Genomic DNA, 13,673 nt, shown 5'->3' on the forward strand with positions numbered 1-13,673 from the left:
GAGGGCTTAACATTCAGCATTTTTGCTGGCTGATACGCCGCTATCGCGAGCAAGCTCGCTCCCACAAGGGTTTTGTGTTGGGGTTTGGCTTTGGGTTGACCAGGCTACACCCTATTCCTCCTTCCTCGCCGCCGTCACCGTCACTTCAATGGCCCGGACACTGATCGCCGCGAATGTCGCGGTCATCAGCACGCCGTTGAAACCCAGCAGGATCGCCAGCACCCGCGACACACCCAGTTTGGGCACCAGCTCTCCATAGCCGATGGTCAGGCCGGTCACGAAGGCGAAGTAGATACCGTCTAACGGGCCCCAGCCTTCCAGGTGGGCGATGATGAGGCCGAACGTAATGATCACCAAAAGCAGTATCGAGAAGATCGGCCAGACCACTTTTAAATAGAACCAGACGGCTTTGTAGAACTCGTGGCGAACGTTTGATGCACGGGCGAGGTTCATGGCATGGGCTTCCTGGGGTTTGACTGGCCGACATTTGAATGCCCGGCGCTAATACCCCGTTCAGCTTGGCACAGGCGCTGAAAACTGCGACTTACGGGGCGTTATCTCAGACGAGGACTATGACAAAGATGACGCCAACCGGGCTATCCAGAAACCGCCTGCTGCTGGACTCGTTGTAGGAGCGAGCTTGCTCGCGATGGTCGTGAACGATAACGCGTGTTTACAGGATAAACGCGGCGCCCTTGAGTCCATCGCGAGCAAGCTCGCTCCTACAGCGTTCGGGTCAGTTCGTGTCAGTTCGCTTCAGTTTCCCGAATCAGCTTCTTGTTGATCTTGCCGACGCTGGTCTTGGGGATTTCGGCGACGAATTTGAACTGCTTGGGAATCGCCCATTTGTTGATGCGGCCGCCATCGACGAAGGCTTGCAAATGCATCTCCAGAATCTTGCGGTCGAGGTATTGCCCGGGCTCACAAACGACCATGGCCATCGGGCGTTCACCCCATTGTTCGTCGGCAATGCCCACCACGGCGACAGACATCACGCCCGGGTGTTCGCTGATCAGGCTTTCCAGTTCAAGCGAGCTGATCCACTCACCGCCCGTCTTGATCACGTCCTTGATGCGGTCCTTGATTTCCACGCCGCCCAGCTTGTCGATCGAGGCCATGTCGCCGGTGTGCAACCAGCCGTTGTGCCACAGCTCCGCACCTTTGTCCGGGGCTTTCAGATAGCCCTGGGTCAGCCACGGCGCGCGCACCACGATCTCGCCCAGGGACTCACCGTCATGGGGCACATCTTTGCCGTCGGCGTCGATGATCTTCAGGTCGACCAATGGCACCGGCGTGCCGGTCTTGATGCGGATCGGCAGTTGCGCTTCGGCGGACAGCTGCAGGTCTTCATCGCGCAGGTACGTCAGGCACAGCAACGGGCAGGTCTCGGACATGCCGTAGCCTGCGTGCACCACCATGCCTTTGGCATTGGCTTCGCTGGCCACGCCGAGGGTCAGCGCGCTGCCGCCCAGGAGCATTTTCCAGCCATCGAAACGGGTCGCTTTGCCTTCCTCGCAGTTGAGGATCATCTGCAGAATGGTCGGCACGCAGTGGGAGAAGGTCACCTTCTCTTCACGGTACAGCTTGACCAGGCTGTTGGGTTCGTAGCGGCCCGGGTAGACCTGCTTGATGCCCATCAGGGTCGCGACATACGGCACGCCCCAGGCATGCACATGGAACATCGGCGTGATCGGCATGTACACGTCGTCGGAGCGCAGCAGCGGCTGGCCCTGATAGACGCCCAGGGTGCCGACGGCGTTCAGGGTGTGCAGGACCAACTGGCGGTGGCTGAAGTACACGCCTTTCGGGTCGCCGGTAGTGCCGGTGGTGTAGAACAGCGTGGCGACCGAGTTCTCGTCGAAATCGGGGAAGTCGTACTGGTCCGAGGCCTGGGACAGCAGGTGCTCGTACTCGCCCAGCACCGGCAGCGAGGTCGTGGTCGCCTCGTCATCGGTGAGTTGCAGGTAGCCTTTAACGGTTTCCAGCCGACCGTGGATCTGCTCGACCAGGGGCAGGAAATCATCATGCACCAGCACCAGGTCATCCTCGGCGTGGTTCATGGTGAACAGCACCTGCTCCGGCGACAGGCGAATGTTCACCGTGTGCAGCACCGCGCCGATCATCGGCACGGCGAAGAAGCATTCCAGGTAGCGGTGGCTGTCCCAATCGAGCAGGGCCACGGTGTCACCGGCCTTGACCCCGGCCGCCGTCAGCGCATTGGCCAGGCGGCGAATACGCTTGTTGAGGGTCTCATAGCTGTAGCGCAGCTTGTCGGCGTAGACGATTTCCCGGCCCGGCTCGTAGCGCACGCCGGACAGCAGCAATTGCTTGATCAGCAAGGGGTAGGCATAGGCGCCGTCGGCGGGCGGAATTATTTTTGTCGCCATCATGTTTAAGGTTCCTTGTCCTTTCGATCAGAACTGATCGGCTTGCAGCTCGTAGAGGCAGTCGCTGCCGGCCTTGGCCGATGCGCTCAACGAGTGGATACGCGGCAGCAACCGGGCGAAGTAGAAACGCGCGGTGGCCAGTTTGCTGGTGTAGAAATCGTCCTCGCCATCGCCGCTCATGACGGCCTTGGCCATGCGCGCCCACATGTAGGCATAAGCGGTGTAGCCGAACACATGCAGGTACTCGACCGAGGCCGCGCCGATTTCGTTCGGGTTGTTTTGTGCCCGGTCCAGCAGCCACGCGGTCAGGTCGTCGAGAGTGTCGACGGCGGCGTTCAGCGGTTGGATGAACTCGGCAAAGTCAGCGCCAACGTTGGCGGTGAAGTTGCGGATTTCCGAAGCGAACAAGCGGTAGAGCGCCCCGCCGCTGCCGACGATCTTGCGCCCGGCCAGGTCCAGGGACTGGATGCCGTTGGTGCCCTCGTAGATCTGGGTGATGCGCACATCACGCACCAGTTGCTCCTGACCCCACTCGCGGATGTAGCCGTGGCCGCCGAAGATCTGCTGGCCATGGATGGTAGTTTCCAGGCCCATGTCGGTGAGGAAGGCCTTGGCCACCGGCGTCAGCAGCGATACCAGATCCTGCGCGCGCTGGCGTGTCGGTGCGTCTTCGCTGTACTTGGCGATGTCCAGTTGCAGGGCCACGTAGCTGGAGAACGCACGGCCGCCTTCGTTCAAGGCTTTCATGGTCAGCAGCATGCGGCGCACGTCCGGGTGCACGATGATCGGGTCGGCGGCCTTGTCCTTGAATTGCGCACCGGTTGGCGCACGGCTTTGCAGACGGTCACGGGCGTATTCGACGGCGTTCTGGTACGAGCGCTCGCCTTGGGCCAAACCCTGGATGCCCACGCCCAGACGCTCGTAGTTCATCATGGTGAACATCGCCGCCAGGCCTTTGTTCGGTGCGTCGACGATCCAGCCGGTGGCGCCATCGAAGTTCATCACGCAGGTGGCGGAGGCCTTGATGCCCATCTTGTGTTCGATGGAGCCGCAGGACAGCGCGTTGTTTTCACCCAGCGAACCGTCGGCGTTGACCAGCACTTTCGGCACCAGGAACAGCGAGATGCCTTTCGGGCCGGCCGGTGCATCGGGCAGCCGCGCCAGTACCAGATGGATAATGTTTTCCGTCAGGTCGTGCTCTCCACCGGTGATGAAAATCTTGCTGCCGCTGACCTTGTAGCTGCCATCGGCCTGGGGTTCGGCCTTGGTGCGGATCAGGCCCAGGTCGGTGCCGGAATGGGCTTCGGTCAGGCACATCGAACCGGTCCAGGTGCCGGCGTACATGTTCGGCAAGTAAGCCGCTTTCAGTTCTTCGCTGGCGTGAGCCTTGATCGACAGGCAGGCGCCGGCGGTCAGCATCGGGTACAGGCCGAACGACAGGCTGGCCGAGTTGACCATCTCTTCAACCTGGGCCGAAATCGCCTTGGGCATGCCCATGCCGCCGTACTGCGGATCACCGCCGACACCCACCCAACCGCCTTCGGCGAAGGCTTGATAGGCCTGGGCAAAACCGTCCGGGGCGGTGACCGCGCCGTCGTTCCAGGTGCAACCCTGTTCGTCGCTGGCGCGGTTCAGTGGCGCGATCACTTCGCCGCTGATCTTGCCGGCCTCTTCGAGGATGGCGGCGGCGGTCTCTTCATCGATCACGTCGGCCAGGCCGGGCAATTGTGCCCAGAGCCGGGACACCTGGAAAACCTCGTTGAGTACGAAGCGCATATCGCGCAGGGGAGCTTTGTAATCAGACATCTTGGCTTACTCGGAAGTGGTCACGGCATGGGGCATGCCGGGACGTTCAGTGGATTCGGTGTTTTCGGTTGCCGCGACAGAACCGGGCTTGGGTGCCCGTTCGCGCAGCAGGAAGTACGACAGAGCGGGAATCAGGATCAGCGCGCCGAGCATGTTCCACAGGAACATGAAGGTCAGCAGGATGCCCATGTCGGCCTGGAACTTGATCGGCGACCAGACCCAGCACACCACACCGGCGGCGAGGGTGATGCCCACAAGCCCGACCACTCTGCCGGTGAAGGACACGGCGTTGCGATAGGCCTGGGACAGCGGCAAGCCCTGGCGCTGGAAGTGCAATTGCACGCTGAGCAGGTACAAGGCGTAGTCGACGCCGATGCCCACCCCGAGGGCGATCACCGGCAAGGTTGCGACTTTTACGCCGATACCCATGGCCACCATCAAGGCTTCGCAGAGGATCGAGGTCAGCACCAGCGGCAACAAGGCCACCAGTGTGGCGCGCCAGCTGCGGAAGGTGATCAGGCAGAACAGCGTCACCGCCGCATACACGTACAGCAGCATGGTGCGGTTGGCTTCGCGCACCACGATGTTGGTCGCGGCCTCGATACCGGCGGTACCGGCGGCGAGCAGGAACTGGCGATCCTCGCTGCTGTTTTCCCTGGCGAACTTGTCGGCAATCGCCACCACGGCATCGAGGGTTTCAGCCTTGTGATCCTTGAGGAAGGTGATCACCGGCATCAGTGAGCAGTCGGTGTTGAACAGCTCCGGCGAGTTGACCGAGGCTTGCTGGGCGGCGTAGTTGAGCACGTCCTGGTTGCGCTGGATGCTGTTGAGCTTGGGGTTGCCCTCATAAGTACCGGCAGTGATCTGCCGTACCGCGTTGACCAAGGACGCGGTCGCCTGCACACCCGGATACTGTTGCAGCTCCCAGGCCAGGCGGTCGGCGAGCACCAGGGTCTTGTAGTTCAGGCAGCCTTCCGGCGCGGTCTTGATCATCACCGCGAACAGGTCGCTGGACAGCGCGTAGTGGCTGGTGATGTAGGCGTTGTCGCGGTTGTAGCGCGAGTCGGCGCGCAGCTCCGGCGCTCCGCTTTCCAGGTCGCCGATCTTCAGGTTCAGGCTGACCATGAAACCGCCGATACCCATCAACACTGCGACCAATACTGCACCGGTGGCCCACTTGCGCGTGGTGAAGCGGTCGAGCAGGTCCCACAGTTTGCCGAAGCCTTTGTGGTGTTCGGCGCGGTTGTCGATTTTCAGCGCACGCTCGGCGGCTTTCGCGCCCACACCGACATAGGACAGCGCCACCGGCATCAGCAACAGCGAGGTGAAGATCAGCACCGCGACGCCGATGCTGGCGGTAATCGCCAGGTCCTGGATCACCGGAATATCGATCAGCATCAACACGGCGAAGCCCACGGCATCGGCCAACAGCGCGGTGACACCGGCGATGAACAGACGGCGGAAGGTGTAGCGCGCAGCGATCAGCTTGTGGGTGCCACGAGCGATGTCCTGCATGATGCCGTTCATCTTCTGCGCCGCGTGGGACACACCGATGGCGAAGATCAGGAACGGCACCAGCACCGAGTACGGATCGATGGCGTAGCCCAGCCAGGCGACGATACCCAGTTGCCAGACCACCGCGACCAGCGAGCAGCCGACCACCAGCAGGGTGCTGCGCACGCAACGGGTGTAGGCGTAGATGATGATCAGCGACGTGACGACGGCCAGGCCGAAGAACATCATCACTTGAATGAGGCCGTCGATCAGGTCGCCCATGAGTTTGGCGAAGCCGATCACCCGCACCTTGTAATGACCGGTGCCTTCGACCCCGGATTTACGCGCAGCGCTGTCACCGGCGTATTCGATCTTGTCGCGCAACTGCTCTTCGAGCATCTGCGAGAAGGCGTGGTAGTTGATGCGTTGACCGCCGGCGGCGGCTTTGTCCATCAGCGGCACGATCAGCATGGTCGACTTGAAATCACTGGCTACCAGGCTGCCGACCACACCGGCGCGGGAGATGTTCTGGCGCAACTGTTCGATTTGCTCAGGCTGCCCCGAATAGGTGTCGGGCATCACCGGGCCACCCTGGAAACCGTCCTCGGTGACTTCGGTCCAGCGCACGGCCGGGCTCCACAGCGACTTCATCCACGCGCGGTCGACGCCTTCGGTGAGGAACAGCTGGTCGTTGACCTGCTTGAGCACGTCGAGGTATTCGGGGTCGAAAATATCGCCCTGGGTGTTCTCGACCACCACGCGCACCGAGTTGCCCAGACCGCGCAGCGACTGGCGGTTTTCCAGGAAGTTCTGGATGTAGGGCTGGCTCTGGGGAATCATTTTTTCGAAGCTTGGGCGCAACTCCAGGCGAGTCACGGCCATGAAGCCCAGCACCACGGTGGCGAGCGCCATCAGCAGCATGAACAGCGGGCGGTAGTTGAACACCAGCCGCTCGAGGAGGTTGCCGGAGCGGTGGTCGAAATCCCGCAGTTCGCGGATCACCGGCATGGCGTCTTGTTTGATATTGCCCATGTCTGGGTTCTCGCTCTTAGGGTTCGAGGGCTGGATCGGCGGACAGCGTCCGGGCACCACGGCTGCCCGCCAGCACCAAGGCGCCATTGGCGGACTGGGTGGCGCCGGCGACCGGGGTCGGCGCCGGTTGCTGCTTCAGATGCAACTGCGCGCCCGTCCCTTGGCTGACCAGCATCTGCCCGCCCTGGGTGAACAAGCGATAATTGCCACGGGCATCGATCAGGCCTGCGGTGATGCTGACGCGCAGGCCGGTGTCCAGTGCGGTCCAGCTCTGGCCGCCGTCGGTGCTGCGCAGCACGTTGCCGCGCAGGCCATAGATCAGCACTTCGCCAGGCTTGCCGAGCACGCCGAAGAAGCTGCCTTGATAAGGCGTCGGTACCGCGTTGAAGCGTTGGGCGCTGTCGTCCCATTTGAGCAGCAGGCCTTGCTCGCCCGCGATGTACACACTGTCGCCGGTAGAGGCGATGGCGTTGAGATGGAAACCCTGGGGGTTGTCGGTGCGGTCCTGGAATGGCGTCCAGGTCAGGCCACCGTCGTCGGTGCGCAGGATCAGGTTGAATACCCCGACCACATAGCCGGTTTTGTCGTTGGCGAACCAGACGCCGAGCAGCGGTTTGTCCGCGCCCTGATCGGCTAGTCGTTGGCCTTCCATGGCCAACTGGGGCCATTGCTCATTGCCCGGTTCGGCGCTGGCCAGCGCCGTGTAATGCTTGACCAGCAAGGCGCCGATCTGACGACCGTCGAGTTGCTTTTGCCAAGTCGCGCCGGCGTCGCTGCTGTGCAGCACCACGCCGTCATTACCCACCGCCCAGCCTTGGGTGGTGGTCGGAAAATTCACCGCAGTGAGGTCGGCACTGGCCGGTACGGCGGCCTGTTGCCAGTGGTTTCCCGAATCATCGGAAAACAGAATATGGCCACGCTGGCCGACGGCAATCACGCGCGCGCCGGCGCGGGTCATGCCGGACAACGGGCTGCTGATCGCCAAGGCACTGACCCTGGCGGGCAGGTCCAGTACATCGACGTAATCGGCCGCCTGGGCGATGCCCTGCGACAAGCCGAGCACAACGCCAAACGCCAGCTGCAAAATATTGTTTTTATACGAACACATGCTGCGTCCTCTTCGGAAAACCGCGCCGGGACACACATCGGTGTGCCTGACGTTCAAACCTTGCGCCGTGCAGGTCATGTGGGAGCGAGCCTGCTCGCGATGGACGTTAACGATGACGCGTGCTGTCTGGATGCCCGCGTCGCCCTCTGGTCCATCGCGAGCAGGCTCGCTCCCACAGTGGATCGTGCGAGCGTCTGCTTGCGGTTGGCTTAGCGAATACCGGCGCCGGCCAGGGATTCCGAAGACCACTGGGCCTTGGAGAGCGGCTCGATGTACTTGATGCCGCCGTAAGGGCCGACTACGCCGTTGATGTTGTAGGAACCACCGACCAGGTCGTAGATCATGAACGGCGTGGAGTCCGGAACCTGCTTGTCATAGCTCTGGCTCAGGAAGGCGAAGGAACCGCGATAGAGCTGACCACGGGCGTCATATTGATCCGAGGCCAAAGCGGTCCAGCTGTCTTCGTCGAGGTAGAAGCGGCGCTTCTGGTAGATGTGACGAGCACCGGCCTTGAGGTTGCCTTCGACGACCCATACACGGTGTTTTTCCCAGCGTACGAAATCCGGTGCCAGGTGATTGGCGGTGGTCAGCGACTTCGGATCCTGCACGTAGGTCAGCTTGTAGGTGTTGTAGGGCACGATCATTTCCTGCTTGCCCACCAGCTTCCAGTCGTAGCGATCCAGCGCACCGTTGAAGACGAACACGTCATCGTAGGTGCCCGCACCGGCGGTACCCGGGTTTGGCGTGTCGTAAGCCAGGCTCGGAGCCAATTTCACTCGACGCTGCCCCGGCAAGTACTGCCAGGCGCGACGCGGTTGCTGCAACGGGTTGGCGGCATCCTTGAGCATGATCGCCTCACCGGCGCGGCGCGCAGGGCCGGTGTATGCCAGCTTCATCTGGTAGTACACGTCGGCGCTGCTGATCGGCTGCGAGAGGTTTTCATAGATCGGGTAGGAGATGTTCGCTTGCCCGGTGGTCGCCAGGCTTGGAACGCCCGCGGAGTCAACGTTCCAGGAGTCGTACTTGGAACTGATGCTGACGCCTTGGTAGCGCAACAGGAAGTTCCACATCGCTTCGTTGCCCGACTGCGGAATCGGGAATGGAATGCCCGGCAGCACGTTGTCGATGGCCAGGCCACCTTCCAGGGACTTGGCGCCGCTGGCGTTCTTCACGCCGTTATCCAGAATCGCTTGAGGCAGCGAAACGGTGCGGTGCGTCGGGAACACGTCGACACGGAACGTCGGGAAACGCTTGGCCAGTTCTACCGTGGTCGCCGTGAGCATGCCCTTGTACTGATCGACGTTCTTGCCGTCGATCACCAGTACCGGCTTTTCACTGGCAAACGGGTCCGGGCGCATGCTGTCGCCGGCCTTGAAGCTGGCCGGCGGGGTGGTCAGGCCACCGTTGTAGGCAGGAATGGAACCATCAGCGTTCCCGGCTTTTTCAGCCCCTACCTGTGTCAGGCTGGTGCCCAGCTTGGCAGCTTCCTGAGTTGAAACAGCAGCCTGTGCCTGAGCGGCGAAGACCATGGCCAGCGAAGCGGCCAACACGGTTTTTACAAATTTCATCTTGTTATTCTCCTGCTTGCATTGAGCAAATCAGTGGTGAATCAGAATGTTGTTTTCATCGTCAGGTACACGGCGCCACGGTCCTCAGTCGTGGCACCACCTCCGGAGAAGGACGAGTAGCCACCGGCGTAACAGGCGTAGTTTTCGTTGCCGCTAAAGGCGTTCGGGGTGGAGCCGTCACCGCCCTTGGAGCCGGTGCTCACACCGCTGACGTTGCACTTGTCGGTTTCGCCAAAGGAGTCCACGTACTTCAGGTCGACAAAGTATTTGTTGTAGACAATGGCACCCACGCCCACGGCATAGTTGCCGGTGTCCTTGGCACCGCCACCGGAGACCGGCGACACACCGTCGAGACCGACGTTGACGGACATCGGTGCGTTGAGATCGACACCCGGGAAGACCTGGTACCAGGTCGGTGTGAAGTTGACCGCCAGACCCCAGTTGTCACGGGTCGGTGCATCGATGCCGCGATAGCTGTCCTTACCCTTGTAGAGCGCTTCGTTCTTGCTATCGAGCTTGAGCAGGTTGCTGTAGTACAGCTCGGCAAGCACAGTCGCCTGATCGAACACCGGCGTTTTCGGCAGGGTCATCAGACCGTTGAGCGTCCAGTGCAGGGTGTCGCCTGTGGCGCTCATGCTGTCGCCACGGCTCGGAGTGTCATAGACCACACCGGTGGCGTCCGTACGTGCAGGCAGCAGACCAAGCCCTTGCCCCAGGCCCAGCGGGCTGCGGGTACTGACGATCGCCGGGATACTGGCCAGCGGCATGTTGTGACGAACGTTCAGGTCCGAACCCACGCTCACGCCACCCACGTCCTTGGACAAGCTCAAGCCAAGGATCTTGATGTTGTCGGCATAGGCCAGTTGATAGGTGGCGGTGTCCAGCGAATTGAGGGTGTTGATCACCGCAGGCACTTGCCCCGCCGGACGGGTGCCGTTCGGGTTGGCCGAGGTAATGCCTCTGGCGTCCAGATAGGCTTGGGGCAGGATTTCCGAGGTTTCGCGGTAGTAAACGCCGAGGGTGCCATCCAGCCAGGCCGGCGACCATTTGGCCATGACGCCCCAGTCACCGCTGTCATGCGGAGTCAGGTCCTTGCCACGACGCACATTGGTCAAGGCGTTGCACGGCGCCAGGCCACAACCTAGCGGGCTGCCCGGTACCACGGCGTTGGTGTTGCCCAACAGGAACGATTGCGCGCCGAAGCCGACCAGGTCGGAACCACCGTAATAGGTGCCCGCTTCCGGCAGACGCGCGGCATCCCAATTCAGGAAATACTGGGCACCCACGGTCAGCTCGGGATTGACGGTGAACGACATCGACAACTGGTTACGCGGAACGAACAGTTCCTTGGCCTCGGTACCCGGCGACGCGGCAAGCTTGGCCAGGTCGAGGCCGGACTGGCCATAGCTGACCGAGTGCACCGGGTTGAGAATGGTCTCGCCCCAGAACACGTTGTGCTGACCGGCCTTGGCGCTGAACATCGACTCCTCGCCCACTTCTGTGCTGTAGAACACGAAGGCATCGAGGATTTCGCCCGAAGGACCGCTGTAGTAGCGCTGGGCATAATTGCTCAGGTGCGAGCTGCCGTTGCCGACGTTGTCACGGGTGACCCCTGCCAGGCGCGGGTCATTGGCGATCAGGCCCGAGGTCGATCCATTGCCGTTGACGAACGGGTTGGAGTTGGAGCCGGTATTGTCATAGGCCTTGTCGTACCAGCTGGCGGCGCTGACGCGAAAGCCCATGGCGTTCTTGTAGACCACGTCCATTTCGGTCAACAGATCGATACGGTTGGTGATGTTGGTCCCGGCCTTGCGGAAGTTGTAGTCGCCGTCGTTATTGTTCGGCGTTCCCAACATGCGTTTGTCGGCGCTTTCGGTGCGCACGCCATAGTTGTACTTGATGGTGTTATCCACGCGGACGTTCCAGTCCGGATTCCCCGTCTCGATCTCGACCGCATGGGCCGCAGGTACCGTTGCCGCAAGAATGGCTGAGGCCAGCAAGGTGTAGCGTGGAGCGGTGAAGCCGTGACTCTTATTGTTGTGCATTGCGTTGTCTCCGCTTTTTTGTCTTTGTTTTAAGCGCAGCCGCCCTCGCGCAAACATTGATGGGTTTGCGTTTAAGGAATGAGGGCAAATGCCGGTTGGCGTACTGCCAGTCCAGCTCCTTGTACTAGCGATCGAGCTCCAGGATGAGTGCTTCAGCTTGCTGCCAGTGGCCAAATCCTGCGGCCGGATTGAGGTGGCCGACATCGCCCAGATTGAGCAATTCGGCGCCCCAGCCTTCTGCCATGCGGGTGACCGCAGGAAGGCTGGCCAAGTGATCGTTGGTGCTGCCGGCCACGATGCTGCGAAATGGCAGCGGGCCTTGTGGCAGAGGATTCCAGCCCTGGCTACGCAGGGTTTCGGAAGACGGATAGTTTGACGGCCAGACCGCATCGAGGTCCGGTGGCGCGGCCAGCAAAGCGCCCTTGATCGGACGGCTGTAGTGCGCAGCCCAGTGCGCGACCATCAGCACACCGGCGCTGTGGGCCACCAGAATCACGGGGCCGTCGATTTGTTCGAGTTCGTGTTGAATCGCCCGCACACGGGCCATGCAATCGAGTTTGTCGGTCTCCAGCGGCGCAACACTACGCACGTTGCTCAGCCTGGCGGCAAGCAATGTTTGCCAATGTTCGGCCACGTGCTCGCGCAGACCCGGAACGATCAGAATGGTGGCGGCAGTTTGCAGTTTATCCACGGTCAACACCTTCGCTTTCTCGATAACTCGACTGGCTGTTTTCGCCAGGGGCTTTTTGTAGTGTCGACATTAAAGAGCGCCCACCCGAAGCGCTTTACATTGGACGTCATGCACTTTTCTTTTGATGACAAATTGTCCGACAGCAGGACAGTGCGACCACTGGTCGAAAATCCCCGCAGGTTGGCGCAAGGTCACTGTAATCAACGGATGAGCGCTGATGGCTCCATGCAGCGTAGAAGATTGGTGACCGTATGGCATGAAATCCATCAACGACATGACAACTGTTCAACTGTTGATACGCTGGATATAGTCGCCACGCTCACGCCAACCGCCATCGGCACAGGGAAGACTTTCGCATGACCAAGCTTGTTCGCGCCGCTGTCTTGACCAACTACCTGGAGGTCACCCAGTACCTGGGTTTCAACCCGCGCGACGTGCTGGCCGGTGTCGGCTTGAGCAGGGCCCAACTGCAAGCCCCTGAACACCGCATCCATATCGATGCCGCCGTCCGTTTGCTGGAAGACTCGGCCGCCGCCAGCGGCTGCCAGACCTTCGGCCTGAGCATGGCCGAATCGCGCCAGCTCTCGGACTTCGGCGTGGTCAGCCTGTTGCTCAGCCACCAGCGCACGCTGCGCGATGCCTTGCAGGTCGTAGTGGATTACCGGCACCTGATGAATGACTCACTGGCCATCTTCATTGAGGAGGCCGGCAAGATGGTGATCATTCGCGAAGAGGTGGTCACCGAAACGCCGATGCCCAGCCGCCAGGCCACGGAGCTGGCCATCGGTGTAATGTTCCGGCTGTGCTCGGCCCTGCTGGGCTCACACTGGCATCCCTACAGCGTCAACTTCATGCACCAGCCACCGGACAACCTGCACCTGCATCGCCGCCTGTTCGGCTGCAACCTGGAGTTCGGCAGCGAGTTCAACGGCATCGTCTGCCCTGACATCAGCCTCGACATGACCAACCCCAACGCAGACCCGGCCATGGCCCGCTATGCCCAGGGCTACCTCGACTCGCTGCAGAACCACGAAGGCGCCTCGATGCTGTTCGAGGTGCGCAAGGCCATCTACCTGCTGCTGCCCATGGGGCGCGCCACCATTGAGCAGGTGGCCCAGAGCCAGGGCATGAACGTGCGCACCCTGCAGCGCCGCCTCAAGGACGACGGCTGCGCCTTCAACGACGTGATCAACGACGTGCGCCGCGACCTGGTGCTGCGTTACCTGGACAACCCCAACTACTCCCTCAGCCGCATTGCCGACATGCTCGGCTACTCGATGGCGAGTTCGTTTACCCGCTGGTTCATCAGCCAGTTCGGCATGCCGCCGGCGACGTGGCGTGCGCAGAAGCAGGCTGGGGCGAAACCGTCCTGACAGCAGGGCAAAAAAAACGGCGACTGCTGGTACAGTCGCCGAAAGCGCGAGATTGGAACTGCAATCCTTGTGGGAGCGAGCTTGCTCGCGATGGCGGTGTGTCAGCCACCATGAGTGTTGAATGTGAAACCGCTATCGCGAGCAAGCTCGCTCCCACAGGTTTTGTATC

9 protein-coding genes are annotated in these 13,673 nt (G+C 61.4%); 1 reads left to right on the forward strand and 8 read right to left on the reverse strand.

What is annotated here, in order from left to right; genetic code table 11:
* Positions 1-111: 111 nt before the first annotated feature.
* From AC1RS8_RS07990 to AC1RS8_RS08025, 8 genes are all read right to left on the reverse strand, one after another.
* Positions 112-453, reverse strand: a complete 342-nt coding sequence (locus tag AC1RS8_RS07990) for a potassium channel family protein (RefSeq protein WP_090453218.1) — start codon at positions 451-453, stop codon at positions 112-114.
* A 293-nt stretch (positions 454-746) separates the two neighbouring features.
* A complete protein-coding gene (locus AC1RS8_RS07995; RefSeq protein WP_489339783.1) occupies positions 747-2,390 on the reverse strand; it encodes a fatty acid--CoA ligase in 1,644 nt (547 codons plus the stop codon).
* Between the two features lie 24 nt (positions 2,391-2,414).
* A complete protein-coding gene (locus tag AC1RS8_RS08000; protein WP_489339782.1) occupies positions 2,415-4,193 on the reverse strand; it encodes an acyl-CoA dehydrogenase C-terminal domain-containing protein in 1,779 nt (592 codons plus the stop codon).
* Between the two features lie 6 nt (positions 4,194-4,199).
* The gene (locus AC1RS8_RS08005; RefSeq protein WP_489339781.1) at positions 4,200-6,719 is read right to left on the reverse strand and encodes an efflux RND transporter permease subunit; all 2,520 of its coding nucleotides are present in this window, start codon (positions 6,717-6,719) and stop codon (positions 4,200-4,202) included.
* A gap of 16 nt (positions 6,720-6,735) precedes the next feature.
* Entirely contained in the window at positions 6,736-7,827 is a 1,092-nt protein-coding gene (locus tag AC1RS8_RS08010) for a WD40/YVTN/BNR-like repeat-containing protein (RefSeq protein ID WP_489339780.1), read from the reverse strand.
* A gap of 209 nt (positions 7,828-8,036) precedes the next feature.
* Entirely contained in the window at positions 8,037-9,395 is a 1,359-nt protein-coding gene (locus tag AC1RS8_RS08015; RefSeq protein ID WP_489339779.1) for a DUF1329 domain-containing protein, read from the reverse strand.
* 41 nt (positions 9,396-9,436) lie between these two features.
* Positions 9,437-11,440 carry a DUF1302 domain-containing protein gene (locus AC1RS8_RS08020; protein WP_102669165.1) on the reverse strand — a complete coding sequence of 668 codons (2,004 nt, stop codon included), beginning with the start codon at positions 11,438-11,440 and terminating at the stop codon, positions 9,437-9,439.
* Between the two features lie 124 nt (positions 11,441-11,564).
* On the reverse strand, positions 11,565-12,131 hold the full coding sequence (locus tag AC1RS8_RS08025) for an RBBP9/YdeN family alpha/beta hydrolase (protein WP_057716669.1): 567 nt from the start codon (positions 12,129-12,131) through the stop codon (positions 11,565-11,567).
* A gap of 356 nt (positions 12,132-12,487) precedes the next feature.
* On the opposite strand from AC1RS8_RS08025, the gene AC1RS8_RS08030 reads away from it, so the two are divergent.
* A complete protein-coding gene (locus AC1RS8_RS08030; RefSeq protein ID WP_150815013.1) occupies positions 12,488-13,504 on the forward strand; it encodes an AraC family transcriptional regulator in 1,017 nt (338 codons plus the stop codon).
* Positions 13,505-13,673 lie beyond the last annotated feature (169 nt).

The organism is Pseudomonas sp. GW821-FHT12A04 (genome assembly GCF_058807755.1).